At 68.5% G+C, this 14,743-nt stretch carries 20 protein-coding genes; 19 read left to right on the plus strand and 1 reads right to left on the minus strand.

The window, feature by feature from the left end; genetic code table 11:
- Window positions 1–57: 57 nt before the first annotated feature.
- Window positions 58–276, plus strand: a complete 219-nt coding sequence (locus ABD808_RS04860) for a hypothetical protein (protein ID WP_344890398.1) — start codon at window positions 58–60, stop codon at window positions 274–276.
- Window positions 273–2,420 (plus strand): phage portal protein, encoded by a 2,148-nt coding sequence (locus tag ABD808_RS04865; protein ID WP_344890401.1) that lies wholly within the window; start codon window positions 273–275, stop codon window positions 2,418–2,420. The genes ABD808_RS04860 and ABD808_RS04865 overlap by 4 nt, the downstream gene beginning before the upstream one ends.
- Here the strand turns inward: ABD808_RS04865 and ABD808_RS04870 are convergent.
- The gene (locus tag ABD808_RS04870; protein ID WP_344890404.1) at window positions 2,410–2,655 is read right to left on the minus strand and encodes a helix-turn-helix transcriptional regulator; all 246 of its coding nucleotides are present in this window, start codon (window positions 2,653–2,655) and stop codon (window positions 2,410–2,412) included. The genes ABD808_RS04865 and ABD808_RS04870 overlap by 11 nt on opposite strands.
- Before the next feature lie 233 nt (window positions 2,656–2,888).
- Here ABD808_RS04870 and ABD808_RS04875 point away from each other — a divergent pair, with 233 nt between their 5' ends.
- From ABD808_RS04875 to ABD808_RS04955, 17 genes are all read left to right on the plus strand, one after another.
- The gene (locus ABD808_RS04875) at window positions 2,889–3,902 is read left to right on the plus strand and encodes a head maturation protease, ClpP-related (protein ID WP_344890406.1); all 1,014 of its coding nucleotides are present in this window, start codon (window positions 2,889–2,891) and stop codon (window positions 3,900–3,902) included.
- Window positions 3,899–5,251: a phage major capsid protein gene (locus ABD808_RS04880; protein ID WP_344890408.1), complete on the plus strand. Its 1,353-nt coding sequence runs from the start codon at window positions 3,899–3,901 to the stop codon at window positions 5,249–5,251. The genes ABD808_RS04875 and ABD808_RS04880 overlap by 4 nt, the downstream gene beginning before the upstream one ends.
- A gap of 36 nt (window positions 5,252–5,287) precedes the next feature.
- On the plus strand, window positions 5,288–5,797 hold the full coding sequence (locus tag ABD808_RS04885) for a hypothetical protein (protein WP_344890411.1): 510 nt from the start codon (window positions 5,288–5,290) through the stop codon (window positions 5,795–5,797).
- Window positions 5,798–5,813: 16 nt separating this feature from the next.
- Window positions 5,814–6,296, plus strand: a complete 483-nt coding sequence (locus ABD808_RS04890) for a hypothetical protein (protein WP_344890414.1) — start codon at window positions 5,814–5,816, stop codon at window positions 6,294–6,296.
- Window positions 6,296–6,847, plus strand: coding sequence for a hypothetical protein (locus ABD808_RS04895; RefSeq protein ID WP_344890418.1), 552 nt, complete (start codon window positions 6,296–6,298; stop codon window positions 6,845–6,847). Before ABD808_RS04890 ends, ABD808_RS04895 begins: the two co-directional genes overlap by 1 nt.
- A 98-nt stretch (window positions 6,848–6,945) precedes the next feature.
- Window positions 6,946–7,992: a hypothetical protein gene (locus ABD808_RS04900; RefSeq protein ID WP_344890421.1), complete on the plus strand. Its 1,047-nt coding sequence runs from the start codon at window positions 6,946–6,948 to the stop codon at window positions 7,990–7,992.
- A gap of 2 nt (window positions 7,993–7,994) precedes the next feature.
- On the plus strand, window positions 7,995–8,468 hold the full coding sequence (locus tag ABD808_RS04905) for an HAD family hydrolase (RefSeq protein WP_344890425.1): 474 nt from the start codon (window positions 7,995–7,997) through the stop codon (window positions 8,466–8,468).
- A complete protein-coding gene (locus ABD808_RS04910) occupies window positions 8,465–8,728 on the plus strand; it encodes a hypothetical protein (RefSeq protein WP_344890428.1) in 264 nt (87 codons plus the stop codon). Before ABD808_RS04905 ends, ABD808_RS04910 begins: the two co-directional genes overlap by 4 nt.
- Window positions 8,725–9,111, plus strand: a complete 387-nt coding sequence (locus tag ABD808_RS04915) for a hypothetical protein (protein ID WP_344890431.1) — start codon at window positions 8,725–8,727, stop codon at window positions 9,109–9,111. The genes ABD808_RS04910 and ABD808_RS04915 overlap by 4 nt, the downstream gene beginning before the upstream one ends.
- On the plus strand, window positions 9,111–9,566 hold the full coding sequence (locus ABD808_RS04920; RefSeq protein WP_344890433.1) for a hypothetical protein: 456 nt from the start codon (window positions 9,111–9,113) through the stop codon (window positions 9,564–9,566). Before ABD808_RS04915 ends, ABD808_RS04920 begins: the two co-directional genes overlap by 1 nt.
- A 1-nt stretch (window position 9,567) precedes the next feature.
- Window positions 9,568–10,308: a hypothetical protein gene (locus tag ABD808_RS04925; RefSeq protein WP_344890435.1), complete on the plus strand. Its 741-nt coding sequence runs from the start codon at window positions 9,568–9,570 to the stop codon at window positions 10,306–10,308.
- 8 nt (window positions 10,309–10,316) lie between these two features.
- The gene (locus ABD808_RS04930) at window positions 10,317–10,742 is read left to right on the plus strand and encodes a hypothetical protein (protein WP_344890437.1); all 426 of its coding nucleotides are present in this window, start codon (window positions 10,317–10,319) and stop codon (window positions 10,740–10,742) included.
- Window positions 10,743–10,888: 146 nt separating this feature from the next.
- Window positions 10,889–11,188: a hypothetical protein gene (locus ABD808_RS04935; protein ID WP_344890441.1), complete on the plus strand. Its 300-nt coding sequence runs from the start codon at window positions 10,889–10,891 to the stop codon at window positions 11,186–11,188.
- Window positions 11,188–11,658, plus strand: coding sequence for a hypothetical protein (locus ABD808_RS04940; protein ID WP_344890444.1), 471 nt, complete (start codon window positions 11,188–11,190; stop codon window positions 11,656–11,658). The genes ABD808_RS04935 and ABD808_RS04940 overlap by 1 nt, the downstream gene beginning before the upstream one ends.
- An 8-nt stretch (window positions 11,659–11,666) precedes the next feature.
- Complete coding sequence (locus tag ABD808_RS04945; RefSeq protein WP_344890447.1) at window positions 11,667–11,804, plus strand: hypothetical protein; 138 nt, start codon at window positions 11,667–11,669, stop codon at window positions 11,802–11,804.
- On the plus strand, window positions 11,797–14,013 hold the full coding sequence (locus tag ABD808_RS04950) for a phage tail protein (RefSeq protein WP_344890451.1): 2,217 nt from the start codon (window positions 11,797–11,799) through the stop codon (window positions 14,011–14,013). Before ABD808_RS04945 ends, ABD808_RS04950 begins: the two co-directional genes overlap by 8 nt.
- A complete protein-coding gene (locus ABD808_RS04955) occupies window positions 14,010–14,738 on the plus strand; it encodes a hypothetical protein (protein ID WP_344890454.1) in 729 nt (242 codons plus the stop codon). Before ABD808_RS04950 ends, ABD808_RS04955 begins: the two co-directional genes overlap by 4 nt.
- The last annotated feature ends 5 nt before the right edge of the window (window positions 14,739–14,743 follow it).

Raw genomic sequence — 14,743 nt, forward strand, 5'->3', positions numbered from 1 at the left:
GGTGCCCCGGTGATGGGGGCGCCGGTGTTGAAGGCCCGCAGGGTGCGAGTCCATGGGATGCGGCTGCGGCGGATGGTCCGCGGCGGGTTCCGCCGCGTGGGCGTCGCTGTCCGCGTCGCCGTCACTGTGGTGCTGGTCGTGGGTGGCTTCGTGTTGATCTCGGTCGCGGCGTGGGAACTCGCACGGCCCCTCGGTTTCCTGGCGGCGGGGTTGTCGTGCTGGGGCATCCTGAAATGCATGGGCGACGGCCCTGCCGATCAGCGGAGGCGATCATGAGGAACCCCCTGGACCTGCTCCCCGCCATCACCGCGCAAACACGCAAGGAACTTGCCCGCGTCCCCGTCCCCTACGTCGCCGCCGCGGCGGCGACGGGCTGGAAGCCCCGCAGCAACTCTGAGGGGCAGATGCGGGCGATGGGCGGTAACGGGACGCTGTTCGCGATCGTTGACCGGCTCGCGGCGTCGACGTCCGCTGTCCGATGGGACTTGTACCGGACGCCGCCGCCCGGCCGGAAGCCCCAGCCGTTCGAGGAACTCCCGACGGTGCCGAACCATCTGGCGTTGGACATTTGGCGGAAGCCGAACCCGTTCTTCACCAGGCAGGAGTTCGTGGAGACGTTCCAGCAGCACTATGACCTGGTCGGTGAGGCGTGGTGGGTGGTCGCCCGCAACCCGCAGTTCAAGGCGATCCCGTTGGAGTTGTGGCCGGTCAGCCCGGCGCGGATGGTGCCCGTCCCGGACCCGGACCGGTTCCTGGCCGGGTACGTGTACAACAGCCCGGGTGGTGAGGAGGTGCCACTCGGGTTGGACGAGGTCATCCAGTTGCGGCGCCCCAACCCGTGGGACCCGTACCGGGGGATCGGGCCGGTGCAGACGATCGTCGCGACGTTGCAGGGTGTCGCTCTGTCGGAGGAGTGGAACCGGAACTTTTTCCTGAACTCGGCGGAGCCGGGCGGGATCATCGAGGTCCCCACCCGGTTGAATGACGGGGAGTTCAACGAGCTGCGGGACCGGTGGAACGAACAGCACCGTGGGGTGTCGGCGGCGCACCGCGTCGCGATCCTCGAACACGGCCAGTGGAAAGACCGGACGGTGTCGCAGCGCGACATGCAGTTCGTGGAGCTGCGGGAGGTGTCCGACCGGATCATCCGCGGCGCGTACGGGATGAGTAAGTTCGCCGTCGGTGACCTCGATGACGTCAACCGGGCTGTGGCGGAGGCCGCGAAGGCGTGGTTCGCCGAGCAGATGACGGTGCCGCGCTGTGAGCGGATCAAGGAGGCGTTGAACGAGAAGTTTTTGCCGCTGTTCGGGCCGACCGGTGAGGGCGTCCATTTCGACTACGAGTCGCCTGCGGTGGCGGACCGCGAGTCCGACGACCGTGAGCGGACGTCGAAGGCGGAGGCGTACAAGACGTTGGTGGAGGCGAGGGTGGATCCGGAGGACGCCGCTCAGGTGGTGGGGTTGCCGCCGATGCGGACGGTGAAGCCGCCGGAGCCCGCCGCCGAGCCGGAGCCCGCGCAGCAACCCGAGCCGGAGCCGGAGACCGGCGATGCGGACGGCGACGAACCCGACGAGCCCGACGAGAAGGAGGAGCCCGGGGATGCTCCGGCCGCGCTGGCACTCCGCGTCACCCGCCCGGCCGCCAAGACCAGCGAGAACCTCGACCCCGACGACCTACCCGACGTCAGCCCGCTCCGCGCGGCCTGGGAGAAGGCCCTCGCCGCACTGCTGAAACTGTGGGAGAAGATCTCCGCCGCGCAGAAGAAATCCCTCGTCCGGCAGGTCCGCGAGGCCGCCGAGTCCGGTGACCTGACGGCGTTGACCAGACTCGTCGTGCCAACCGAAGACGCGACGAACACGCTGGCCGACGCGATGAGCGCGCTCGCGGACCTGGCCGCCGAGCAGACCGCCGCCGAGGCAGCGGACCAGGACGTCGACATCACCCCCGTCGCACCGGCCGGGTCGGCCCTGTCGGATACCGCCGCGGTCACCACGGATCTGATGGCGTCGGACCTGGCGACCAGCGCGGCACGTGAGGCGATGCGGGTCGGTGCGGGCACGGCCCCGGCCGACGATGTCGCGGACGCTGTCCGCGAGCACCTCGACGGCCTGTCGGACGCGCAGCTCCGGGAACGGCTCGGTGGGGCGCTGCACCGCGCGCAGCACGACGCGCGGATGGGCACGTGGCGGCAGGCCGAGCAGGACGGCGCGGGCGGGTACGAGGTGGCGTACTACGCGTCAGAGAAGAACGACACCAGCCGGTGCGGGCCGTGCGGCGAGATCGACGGCACGTTCCTGGGGAACACCATCGCCGACGCCGACCGCGAGTACCCGACCGGCGGATACCTGCGGTGTGAGGGCCGAGACCGGTGCCGGGGCCAGGTCGTTGCCATCTGGCGCCCTGGGCAGGTCAACCAGTAGGCGAAGGCTCCCGCTTCCCACAACCGCACACCATGCGCGGCGCCACCTGGTCGGCGCACTCGTCCTCCCACGCTTTCAGGTCGGCCAAGTGGAACTTGAGGTCCCTGCCGAACCGGTGACCCTTCGGCCCTTTGCCCCGTGACCGCATCGTGTACAGCGCCGCCAGCGACGGCAGTTTGTACTGCTCCACCACCTCGCGCGCGGTCAGCCACTCGTGCGCGCCCACTTCGTTCATGCCTAACATTCTGTCAGGTATTGAATGGTGATGTCAGCCGCCGTGAGAGCCGGTAAGGAATTGAAAGGAATGAGGTTAGGAAACGGGGCGCTGCTCGCGGACTGGCCCTCACGGAATGGGTACCTGTCGGCGTATCCTCCGAGGTGAAGACCCCTGAAAAAGTCGCGCGGGAGGTCAGCGAACGTGACAGCACAACGTGCTGAACAGTGCCCTGTCGTGTCCGAGGTGAACCCTTGACCGGTCAGCGGCTCGTCCCTCCGGAAATTGTGGCGAGCGTGTGGGCGCATCTCAACGCCCGCGACCGGCGCCCCCGCCCCACCATTCCCGGCAAGATTCTGGTCACCAACGCCGACGCCCCCGACGAACCCGAAGAAGAGGGCGCGGAGGAAGACGCGCCCGAGGAAGAAGACAAGCCCTTCGGCGCGGAAATGCTGCTGTACGCCGAAATCGGCTACTGGGGCGTCACCGCCTCCGACGTCGCATCAGCGCTCGCCACCGTCACCGCGCCGACGCTCCACGTCCGCATCAACTCGCCCGGCGGTGACGTGTTCGACGGCATCGCGATCTACAACGCCCTCGCCGACCACCCCGCCGACGTGTCCGTCACCGTCGACGGGATCGCCGCATCCGCGGCGTCGTTCATCGCGATGGCAGGCGACACCATCAAAATGAACCGCGGGTCGCAGATGATGATCCACGACGCGTCCGGGCTGTGCGTGGGGAACGCGGCGGACATGACGGAGATGGCCGATCTGCTGGACCGCTGCTCGGACATCATCGCGAAGATCTACGCGGCGCGCGCGGGTGGACGCTTCACCTCTTGGCGGAAGTTGATGCGCGCCGAGACGTGGTATTCCGCGTCGGAGGCCGTCGGTGCGGGGTTGGCGTCGGAGGCGGCGCCGGAGAAGAAACCGGCGAAGGCGAAGAAGGCCACGGCCGTCCAGGAGCCTGAGGTGGCGGCGGCCTACGACCTGACCTGTTTCCACTACGCGGGCCGCGCCCAGTCGCCCCCGCCCGTCCCTGTCGCCGCAGTGCTGCCGGCCCCGGCGGGTGCGCCGATCACCGGCCCGCTCATCGACGTGGACGCCCTACGTCAGGCAACGGGCGCCGACGCCACGGACGCGGCAGGCGAGCAAGAAGAGACGGACGCCGCCGCACCGACGCCAGAGGCAGACCATGCGGTTCCCGCGTTCCAGTTCGACCCCGACGTGTTCCGCGAGGCAGTGAGAGGAGCCCTCCGGCCATGAGTCCCACGGTCACCATTCCGACCAGCGCCGACGAGCTGGAGGACATGCTCGGCGACCCGCAGCAAATGCAGGACGTGTTCGCGGACAAGACCCAGTTCCGCGAGTTCATCCGCAACTACGCCAAGTCGACGATGGCGATGGACGCGTCCATCGCGACGCAGGTCCGGGAGGAAACCCAGCGGGTCCTGGCGACCTGGCTGCGGGAAAACCAGGTCGACAACATCAAGCGGCTGAACCTGACGCCCGGCTCCGACCCGACACCGTCGGCGAAACGGTCGGCGCACTACAACCCGGCCGCGCCCGGCGCGAAGGTCGACAAGCTGTTCCCGACCACGCGGGAGTACTTGCAGGCGACCTGGCACAAGGCCACGAGCCCCGAATCAATCGAGGCCAAGGCCGAGCTCCGCAGGATCCAGAACGAGTTCGGGTCGACGGTGCCGTCCGACGGCGGGTTCCTGATCCCCGAGTATCTGCGGTCGGAGCTGCTGCGGGTCGCGTTGGAGACCGCGATTGTGCGGCCCCGCGCGCGGGTCGTGCCGATGGAGACGCTGACCGTCCCGTTCCCGACGATCGACTCCACCAGCAACGCCTCCAGCGTGTACGGCGGCGTCATCGCCTACTGGACGGAGGAGTCGGGTGCGCTCACCGACACGTCCGCGAAGTTCGGCCGCGTCAAGCTCGAAGCGAAGAAGCTGACGGCGTACTGCGAGGTCCCCAACGAGCTGTTCACCGACTCGGTGATCTCGCTCCAGACGTTCATCGACGAGGTGTTCCCGCAGGCGCTGGCGTGGTTCGAGGACGTGGCGTTCATCTCCGGGTCCGGTGCCGGTGAGCCGCTGGGGTTCCTGAACGCGACCGCCGCCGTGTCGGTCGCGAAGGAGACCGCGCAGTCGGCCGCGACGATCGTGTGGGAGAACATCGCGAAGTCGTACTCGCGGATGCTGCCCGCGAGCCTGGGCCGGGCGGTGTGGCTGGCGCACATCGACACGTTCCCCGAACTCGCGACCATGGCCCTCAGCGTGGGTACGGGCGGGTCGGCGATCTGGCTGAACAACGGCGCCGAGGGCCCGCCGATGACGATCCTGGGCCGCCCGGTGATCTTCTCGGAGAAGCTGTCGTCGGTCGGCGAGGCCGGTGACCTCAACTTCGTGGACCTGGGCTACTACCTGATCGGTGACCGGCAGACCATGGCGGCCGACACCTCCCCGCACTACAAGTTCGCCAACGACCAGACCGCGATGCGGTTCATCGAGCGGGTCGACGGGCGGCCCTGGGTGCAGTCGGCGATCACCCCGAAGTCCGGCAGCAACACGCTGTCGCCTTTCGTGAAAGTCGCGGCCAGGGCGTAGTCGCGGCGTCCACCCCCTGTAGAGAGGACAAAGGACATGGAAGGGCTCGGACGTCTGTTCGACCTGTCGTGTGGTGTCGCGCCGGTCGACCTCCAGACCGCGCAGACCGGCAAGCGTGTGTCGCTGCGGCACGCGGCCGGTGTCAGCATCGTGCTGTTCAAGGGCGCGGGCACCGCCGCCGATGACCCGACGGTCACGCTGAAGGAGCACACCGCGTCGTCGGGCGGCACGTCACAGAACCTCGCGGTCATCGACCACTACCACCTCAAGGCCGAGACGGCGCTGGACGGCGACGAGACGTGGGAGACGGTCACCCAGTCGGCCGCTGCGACGATCGCGGACCCGGGCGGGGACGGCACGTCGGCGGAGTCTCAGCAGATCGTGGTGATCGAGGTGGACGCGACGTCGCTGTCGGACGGGTACGCGTACGTGTCGCTGGACGTCGCGGATGTCGGCGGGAACGCGCAGCTCGGCGCGGTGCTGTACATCCTGCGGGATCTGGCGTCGCAGCGCGCGCCGGACAAGATGCACGCCCCGCTGAGCTGATCGGAGACGTCAACCCATGAGCACCATCATTCAGGGCAACGAACTCCGCGCGATCGCGCTGGGCCGGGGCCCGGTGTCCAGCCCGTCGGGGGCGTTCGCCGCCGACACCCGAACGATCTTCACCGTCGCGGGCGGGGAGGTGCTGATCACCGCGCTGTGGGGTGTGGTCACCACCGCGATCAGCGTCGCGAACACGGTGAAGTTGCAGGCCAACCCGACCACCGGTGACAGCACCGACGTGTCCGAGGCGACCGACATCGGGACTACCGACACTGCGGTGGGCACGGTGATCGGGTTCACCAAGTCCATCGACGACCCGGCGACGAGTGGGGCGCTGGTGGAGAACTCGTTGCTGCGGGGCGGTCACGCTCTTCGTGATCTGGTCGTTACGACCGGGGACCTGGAGCAGGTCACCACTGGCACCACTCCGGACGGGGCGATTACCTGGTACGCCTGCTGGGTTCCGCTGACGGACGGCGCGACGCTGGTCGCGGGCTGATGTCGCTGAACGTGTGTGCGGGCTGCTCCTCCGCCTACGCGGTGGGGCTGCCCGCGTGCCCGCAGTGCGGGTCCACTGAGGTGGCCGGGGGAGGCGCGGCGCCGACGCTGCCTCAGATCAAGGTGGCCTGCCAGACCGAAGGGTGCCGCGCGGCAGGGAAGGTCACCACGATGCGGCTGCCGCAGGTCGCGCTCAACATCGTGCAGGTGCCCGCGCTCGCATGCGCGGTGTGCGGTCACCCGGTGGAGGTCGTGGTGGCCTGGAAGGACAACGACATGCCGAAGATCACCAAACGTGGCGGGCCGACGAACGCGGTCGCAGACCCGCCCGCTCCGGCCGCGCCGGAACCGAAGGAGGGGGTGGCGTCATCTCCTGGGAGCAGCTCGCAGACATCACCCGAGAAGCCAGCGACCTCACCCGAGCCGAAGCCTCCAGCGCCCCGGAAGCGTGCCCGAACGACGGGGAGCCGCTCCGGCAAGGCCCGGACGGGGGCCTCTACTGCCCGTGGGACGGGTGGCGGCCCGGCGACCGGCACGTCGGAGAAGACCTGACCTGACACAGCACCGCCTCACAACTGGACATCCGACTCTCCCCACCACCCCCTGGGTGGTTCTCGGCCAAGCAAGCAAGGGCACAGGAGGGACACCGCATGATCACTGCGCCGTGCCTGTGCACGCGCGAAGACGTCAAGCGCGCCGTCGACATCAAGCTCACGGCGCGCGCCGACGATGCTGTCGACCGCGCGATCGAGGCCGCGACCGACGTCGTCACCGGCCAACTCCACCGGAGCTTCTTCCCCTGGACCGGGACCCGGTACTTCGACTGGCCGCGCCAATCCCGCGCGTGGATCCTCCGCCTCGACCAGCATGAGGTCGTCTCGGTGTCCAGCCTCGTCACCGGCGGCGTCACCATCCCGCCCGCGAACTACTTCCTGGAGCCCAACGGCAGCGGCCCGCCGTACACGCGCATCGAGATGGACATCTCCTCCACCAGCGCGTTCTCGACGGGCGACACCACCCAGCGCGCGATCGCGGTCACCGGCGTCTACTGCGGCGTCCCTGCGGACACTGCCCCGGCCGGGGCGCTGGACGGGTCGATCAGCGACGCCGCCACCAGCGTGACCGTGACGGACGGGTCGCTGCTCGGTGTCGGCGACGTCCTCCTGGTCGGCACCGAGCGGATCCTGGTCGCGGGCACGGCCATGGCCGACACGGGCGTCACCGCGTCCGCGCTCACCGCCTCCAACAACGACGTCGCGCTCACCGTGTCCAGCTCGACGGGCGCACCGCAGCCGGGCGAGGTCATCCTGATCGGCGCCGAGCGGATGCTGGTGGTCGACGCCGTGGGCACGGCGCTGGTGGTGAAGCGGGCGTGGGACGGGTCGGCGCTCGCGGCGCACGACGCGGCGACGGCCGTGTACGCGGCCCGCTCGTTGACCGTCCAGCGTGGCCTGCTCGGCACGACCGCCGCCGCTCACTCCGACGCTGCGGCTGTGGCGCGGCACGTGGTGCCTGGCCTGGTCCGGCAGTACGCCGTCGCGGAGGCGATCTCGCAGGGGTTGCAGGAGGGCGCGGGCTGGGCGCGGCAGGCCGGGTCGGGTGACAACGAACGCGAGGTCCTCCAGCGGGGGCTCGGCGTGCTGCGCGACCAGGCGTACACGGCGTTCGGTCGGAAAGCCCGGACGAGGGCGGTGTAGCGGTGACGATCGCGGTGGACTTCGACGGCGTGATCCACGCCTACTCGCGCGGCTGGCAGGACGGCACGATCTACGACGAGCCGGTCCCCGGCGCGGTGGATGCGCTCCACGCGCTGATGGGGCAGTACGCGGTGTTCATCCATACCAGCCGCGACCCGGAGCAGGTCGTGCCGTGGCTGGAGGGCCTCGGGTTCGACGTGACGGCCGATGATCCGTGCGTGCGTTGCCAGGGTGCGGGCGGCCTCGCCGAGCCGGACGATGACGATCCCGTCCCGGGCGGTATGTACGTCGAAGATCCTTGCCGGGACTGCGAGGGCAGCGGGTACCTCAGGTTCTGGAATGAGCGCGGTCGGCTGCTCGTCACGGACCGGAAGCTCCCGGCCGTGGCCTATGTCGATGACCGGGCCATCCGGTTCACGACCTGGCGGGACGCGTTCGCCCAGCTACACAGCATCCAGGGGGCGAACAGCGCATGATGATCCACATCGCCGGTCCCGTGATCGTCGTCCACCCGGGCTACATGCGTCAGCGTTGCTCGTGGTGTGGCACCGTCCTGGTCGACTACAACCTCGAGCGCGTCGCCGTCCCGGAAGGCCAAGAGCCGACGCCCGCAACGTGGGAGTTCGGCGGGCTAGTGGAGGTCGACGGCGGCATGTCGACCGTCGTGCCGCACGCCGACGGTGAACCGCTGCCCGCAGGTGCGTGCGCGTTGCTGGACCCGGCGGTGACCGCATGATCGTCTTCGGCGCCAGGATCGACCGCGACGGGCCCCTGTTCGACAACCGCGCCGCGCTCGCCGCAGCCGGGTACGCCGACGAGATCGAGCAGGTCATCGCCGAAGTCGGCGTCAACAAAGTCCGCGTCGCGCTCGGCCCGTTCCTCAAGCACCCCACCGGCTACTACATGTCGCAACTCCAAGCCAGCAGGGCGTTCGACGGGTGGGAGATCCACGACGGCGGCGTGGTGTACGGGCCGTGGCTCGCCGGGGTCGGGAGCCGCAACAAGACCACCCGATTCAAGGGCTACAAGCACTGGATCATCGCGATCAACCAGATCCGCTCCGACGCGGACGACATCGCCGAATTCGTCCTCCAGAAGTACCTACCGAGGATGAACTAATGCTCAACTCGACCGGCATTTTCAACGCGCTGATCTCACACGCGGAAGCGTCCGGGCTGTTCGAGACGGTGAATGGCCACGAACCGAAATCCAGTCCCGGGAAGGGCATCACCGCGGCGATCTGGGTGGCGCGGGTCGACCCGGCGCGCGGGTCGTCCGGGCTGGCGTCCACGGCCGTGCGGCTCACGTACACGGTGCGGATCTTCTCCGACATGCTCCAGGAACCGCAGGACGGTATCGACCCGGCCGTCCTCGCTGCGGTCGACGCGCTGATGAACGCCTACTCCGGTGATTTCACGCTCGGTGGGCTGATCCGGAACGTGGATCTGCTCGGGCAGACCGGGGCGCCGCTGTTTGCGCAGTCCGGCTACCTCAATGTCAGCGGCCGCATGTTCAGAATCATGGACGTCAGCGTGCCGATGGTCGTGTCCGACGTGTGGGAGCAGGTGCCCTGACATGGCGAAACAAGGCGGGCTCGGCGACAATTTTTACTGGGGTGGCGTCGACCTCAGTGGCGATGTTGGCGCGATCGGCCGTGTCGGCGGCGGCCTGACCGGCACGCAGGACGTCACCGGCATCAACAAGTTCGCGTTCGAGCGGCGCGGGCTGCTCCGCGACGGCGGCATGGAATGGACGTCGTTCCTCAATCCGGCGGCGGCGGCCGCGCACCCGACCCTGTCCACTCGCCCCACGACGGACGAGCACGCGACCTACTTCCGTGGCACCACGCTCGGGAACCCGGCGGCGTCGCTGGTCGCCAAGCAGATCAACTACGACCCGACGCGGGGCGCGGACGGGTCGTTGACGATCGCCGTTCAGGCCCTCGCGAACGGGTACGGCCTCGAATGGGGCGTCCAGCTCACGGCCGGGAAACGGTCCGACACGACCGCGACGAACGGCACCTCGGTGGATTTCGCCGCAGCGGGCACGCACGGATTGCAGGCGTGGCTGCACGTGTTCTCCTTCACAGGCACGTCCTGCACGGTGAAGCTCCAGTCCTCCAGCGACAACGGGTCGACTGACGCGTTCGCGGATGTGACGGGCGGCGGTTTCACCGCGGCGACCGGTGTGACGTCGGAGCGGATCACCGTGTCCGGGAACGTTGAGCGGTACCTGCGGGCGGTCACGACCGGGACGTTCACCGAGTGCACGTTCGCCGTGCAGGTCACGGTCAACGCGACGGCGGTGGTCTTCTGATGCGGCCCATGTTCAGGATCGACCCGCGCGGCCCGGCGCACGCCTACAAGACGTACGCGATCGTCGCGCCCGCCGACCGGACGGTGAAGGCCGCGTGTGAGCTGGTCGGGTGCCAGGCGTGGCTGAACGGCTGGGAGACCGCCGTCGACGAGCACACCGACCTCGGCCGGGCGCAGGCGGAGTACATCCGCCACCAGTCCGGGAGGACGTTCCGGGAGCAGCGCACCGCCGCCGGGCTGACGGTGTTCGTGTTCGAGTCGCGGCAGCGGTGTTTCGCCGAGCATCGGACCCGCCCGGAGCGGTACTCGGTACGGAACGGTGATTGGCGCCCGACCGGCAGGGGCCCCACCCGCGCGCACGCCAACGCGAGTGACTGGGTTGAGGATTTCAGTGAGCACCAGCAGCGGGTAGCCGACCAGAAAGAAAAAGGGTAAGGAGGGCAGTAGCCATCAGCAAACAGTCAGGACTGGCCTGGACCACACTGTCTGTCGACGACAGCTCAGGCACCGTGAAAGCCATCAAGAACGACATCACGAACTTCCAATTCGCTACCCCGCGCGCCGTTCAGGACGTCACCGGCGTGGATAAGTCCGCGATGGAAAGGCTGCTGCTCCTCGCGGACTTCTCCGTGACGCTGAACGGCGTCATGAACGTCGCGACCGGCGCGTCCCACGACGTGTTCAAAACCGTCCCCTCCACCTCCGTGGCGCGGACCACGACGATCGCGTTCACCGAGGTCGGCGGGTCCACCGTTCACACCCTCGCGAACGAGGTGCTGTACACCGACTACCCGATCACCCGGGGGCAGGACGGCGCGCTCACCTGGGCTGTTCCTGGGGTGCTTTCGGATGGCACGGTTCCTAGCTGGACGAGCGCCTGATGGACGACGGGTTCGAGTTCGAGGGGAACATCTACAACCTGCGGTTCCAGACCCCTTCCCACAAGGGACTGGAGGTCCGCGCGGAATCCGTCGCGGTCGGCGAGTTCCGCCGCCTCATGCGCCTCGCCGTGGAACTCCAGGACGACGACGGTAACCCGGTCGCCAAGACCAAGTTCACGCCCGAGCAGGTCGACGCGCTGGACGGACTCCTCGAAGGGTTCTCGCGGGCGCTCGTGTCCTGGAACCTGAAGAAACGCGGAGCGCCTGTCCCCGCCACACCGGACGGCCTGGACTCGATGCCGCTGGAATTCGTGTTCCCCGTCATCAAGGAATGGTTCACTGCGGTCGGCGGCGTCGCCGAAGATTCGGCACTGGGAAAAGACTCACCCTCTGGCGTGACTTTCCCGGAGTCGTCACTGCCGATGGCGCCACCATCACTAAACCTTGGGAGCTTGACGACGCAGAGCTGATCCTCGGGTTGTGTGAGCGGTTCCACTGCCTGCCCTCCCAGATCGACAAGGAAGACGCCCGGCTGCTGAAGCTCCTGAGGATCCGGCATCTGGGCACCCCGCAGGACCGGGACGAGCAGGGCGAGGAGGTGTACCCCGGTGAATGAGGTGAACATTGAGGTCACCTCCGACGACCACACCAAGGCGGGGTTCCTGTCCGCCAGGCGTGAAGTGGCGTCGTTCGGCGACGGCGTGTCGAAGATGCTGTCCGGGTTGAAGGGCATCGCGGTCGCGGCGGGCGCGGACCTTGCGTCCTCGCTGGCAGGGCCGCTGGTCGCCGCGGCCGGTGTCGCCACGGCCGCGTTCGCGTCCGCCGGTGCCGCGATCGGCGCGTTCGGCCTGGCGGTGAAGCCGCAGGCCGACGCGATCGGCGAGGTCACCAAGGCGTGGGACAAGTACAAGGCGGCGGCGCCGGGAGCGGAGCAGGACGCCGCGTTCAAGGAGTACATCAAGACGCTCGACGGGTTGCCGCCCGCGACGCAGGAGGCGGCGAGCGAGTTCCTCGCGCTGCGGGAGTCGTTCGGGCAGTGGTCCGACAGTTTGGCCGGGGACACAATGCCGGTGTTCTCGAAGGGGTTGCGCCTCGCGCGGGATCTGCTGCCCAGCTTGACGCCGCTGGTGAAGGCCGGGGCGGGGGCGCTCAGCGGGTTCATGGACACTCTCGCGCGTGACGCGCAGGGCGGCGGGTTCCAACGGTTCACGACGAAACTCGCTGACGCTGCGAGCAAGACTCTGCCGTCTTTTCTGCGGTCCATTCGGAATGTCGCGGTCGGTTTCGGTGGGTTGCTGTCGGCGTTCCTGCCGTTCTCGGCGGGGATGTCGGGTGGCCTGGAGGATCTCACTAAGAAATTCGCGGACTTCGGGCAGGGGCTGGAACACAACCAGGGGTTCCAGGACTGGATGGCGGGTGTCTCCGAGCAGGCGCCAGACCTACTTGATCTGCTCGGGGACTTGATCCAGATCATCGTGAATGTCGGTCAGGCGCTGGCGCCTTTCACGGGCCTGACATTGAAGGTCACTGAAGCGCTTGCCGACTTCGTCGCGGCGATCCCGCAGGACGTCATGGACTGGCTCGCGCCCACGATCGGCGGGATCGTCCTGGCGATCAAGGCGTGGTCGGTGGCGCAGGGCATCCTGAACATCGCGCTCGCCGCGAACCCGATCGGATTGGTCGTGATCGCGATCGCGGCGCTGGTCGGCGGGCTGATCTACGCCTACAAGCACTCCGAAACTTTCCGCCGGATCGTCGACGAGGCGTTCTCCGTCGTCAAGGAAAAAGGCGTCGACCTGTGGGAGAAGATCCAGCCCGGCCTGGAACTGATGGGGGAGATGCTCGGCGAAACGCTGCCCGAGGCAGCATCGTTCCTCGCCGGTGCCATCGGCGACCTGGCCGACGAGGCGGAGAACGTCGCGGAAAAAATCCTCGGGATCAACGGGTCCCTCGAAGAAACCCCCGAGTCGGGCAGCAGCGTCATCGACTGGCTGAAGGAGAATTGGGAACCGGTCATAGCCACCATGCTCGCCGGGCCGTTCGCTGGCGCGGTCGCCGCCATACTGGACAAGTTCAACCTGATCACGGGTGGTCTCCAGTTCTTCGGCGACTACTTCATCGAGCACTGGGACAACATTTGGCAGGGCACGATCCGCAGCCCGTTCGTGTGGCTGGAGAAGGCCCGGGAGATCGTCCACGGGATCATCGGGCGGATCGCGCACGCGGTGCTGTCGCCTTGGCCGGGCGTGCAAAAGAGGTTCAACGAGTTCTGGGCACAGCTGGGAGTCCGGGCGCACGCGGGCATCAACCGCGTCTACTCGGCGGTGATCGGAGTGGTCCACCGGATCGCCGGTATCCGGCCGTCCTGGTCGGGCCTGTGGCATGGTCTGGCCGCAGCCGGGTCCCGGGTGGTCGGACTGCTGGAGGGCATCCTGAACCGGGCCAAGTCCATCGGGTCGAAAATCTCCGGCATCATCTCCCACATCCCCGGGTTCGCGACGGGTGGTATCTCGCACGCGGCCGAGGGCGGGCCGCGCGGGAACCTCGTGATGGTCGGTGAGCACGGCCGGGAGCTGGTCCGCCTGCCGTTCGGGTCGTCGGTGATCCCGAACGGGCAGACGGAGAACATGCTCGCCGACCGTGGCCCTGCCCTCCCGTTGGACGGGACGCGGCCCAGCGGCCCAATGGTCCTGAACCTCAGTGTGACGGTGGAGAACCACGGCGCGATCGGGTCGCGGATCGAGCTGGAGGACTGGCTGACCGCTGCGCTCGCCAGCCTCCGCAAGCAGGGCCGCCTCGTCGACCTGGCAGCGGAGGCGAGATGAGCCACGACGCACTAGTCGGCGCGGACACCAGCACGGCCACCACCGACACCGGGGTCATCACCGTCGACTCCGCCGTGTCCACGGGCAAGACCGTCACCGCGGCGGTGGTGTGGGAGTCCGGCGCCGGGACCATCCCCACGGTGTCCAGCGTGACCGACACGCGCGGCAACACCTGGACCGTGGACAAGAGCGCGGGGGGCGGCGGGAACGCGACGGTCGCGACGATGATCGCCCGCGCCCGGATCGCGACGGCGCTGCAGGTCGGCGACACGATCACCATCGTGATCGGGGAGAACCGGGTCAGGTGGGCTATGCAGGCGGATGCGTTCGATGACGTTGATGCGAGCCCGCTCGACAAGACCGCCGCGAACAACAACCCGGGCAACAGCGCGGCCCTTTCATCCGGTGTGACGGCGGCCACGGCGCAGGCGTACGAGCTGGCCGTGGCCGTGTTCGGGTTCGGGCAGGGACGCACGACGACGATCCCGGCCGGGTGGTCAGGAACGGCGAAGGTGGAGACCACCGCCGGATCCACGGACCGGGCGTTGCAGGTGATCTACAAGTACACGGCCGCGACCGGGACGCAGGAGGGCACCCTCACCCTCTCCTCGGGGTCCACGTACACGGGTCTCATCGCGACGTACAAGGCCACTGCCGTGGCCCCGGCGACCAAGGCGGGGCCGCCGCGCCGCCGCCCTCAACTCCGCAACCTCCTGATCAGGTGATGAAC

Origin of the sequence: Actinomadura meridiana (assembly GCF_039537545.1) — a bacterium.
Taxonomy (GTDB): Bacteria; Actinomycetota; Actinomycetes; order Streptosporangiales; family Streptosporangiaceae; genus Spirillospora; species Spirillospora meridiana.

What these genes read in the sequence shown, in the direction of transcription:
- ABD808_RS04860 (WP_344890398.1), top strand. Translation starts at nt 58, where the DNA reads ATGCGGCTGCGGCGGATGGTCCGCGGCGGGTTCCGCCGCGTGGGCGTC.
- ABD808_RS04865 (WP_344890401.1), top strand. Translation starts at nt 273, where the DNA reads ATGAGGAACCCCCTGGACCTGCTCCCCGCCATCACCGCGCAAACACGC.
- ABD808_RS04870 (WP_344890404.1), bottom strand. Translation starts at nt 2,655, where the DNA reads ATGAACGAAGTGGGCGCGCACGAGTGGCTGACCGCGCGCGAGGTGGTG.
- ABD808_RS04880 (WP_344890408.1), top strand. Translation starts at nt 3,899, where the DNA reads ATGAGTCCCACGGTCACCATTCCGACCAGCGCCGACGAGCTGGAGGAC.
- ABD808_RS04885 (WP_344890411.1), top strand. Translation starts at nt 5,288, where the DNA reads ATGGAAGGGCTCGGACGTCTGTTCGACCTGTCGTGTGGTGTCGCGCCG.
- ABD808_RS04890 (WP_344890414.1), top strand. Translation starts at nt 5,814, where the DNA reads ATGAGCACCATCATTCAGGGCAACGAACTCCGCGCGATCGCGCTGGGC.
- ABD808_RS04895 (WP_344890418.1), top strand. Translation starts at nt 6,296, where the DNA reads ATGTCGCTGAACGTGTGTGCGGGCTGCTCCTCCGCCTACGCGGTGGGG.
- ABD808_RS04900 (WP_344890421.1), top strand. Translation starts at nt 6,946, where the DNA reads ATGATCACTGCGCCGTGCCTGTGCACGCGCGAAGACGTCAAGCGCGCC.
- ABD808_RS04910 (WP_344890428.1), top strand. Translation starts at nt 8,465, where the DNA reads ATGATGATCCACATCGCCGGTCCCGTGATCGTCGTCCACCCGGGCTAC.
- ABD808_RS04915 (WP_344890431.1), top strand. Translation starts at nt 8,725, where the DNA reads ATGATCGTCTTCGGCGCCAGGATCGACCGCGACGGGCCCCTGTTCGAC.
- ABD808_RS04920 (WP_344890433.1), top strand. Translation starts at nt 9,111, where the DNA reads ATGCTCAACTCGACCGGCATTTTCAACGCGCTGATCTCACACGCGGAA.
- ABD808_RS04925 (WP_344890435.1), top strand. Translation starts at nt 9,568, where the DNA reads ATGGCGAAACAAGGCGGGCTCGGCGACAATTTTTACTGGGGTGGCGTC.
- ABD808_RS04930 (WP_344890437.1), top strand. Translation starts at nt 10,317, where the DNA reads ATGTTCAGGATCGACCCGCGCGGCCCGGCGCACGCCTACAAGACGTAC.
- ABD808_RS04940 (WP_344890444.1), top strand. Translation starts at nt 11,188, where the DNA reads ATGGACGACGGGTTCGAGTTCGAGGGGAACATCTACAACCTGCGGTTC.
- ABD808_RS04955 (WP_344890454.1), top strand. Translation starts at nt 14,010, where the DNA reads ATGAGCCACGACGCACTAGTCGGCGCGGACACCAGCACGGCCACCACC.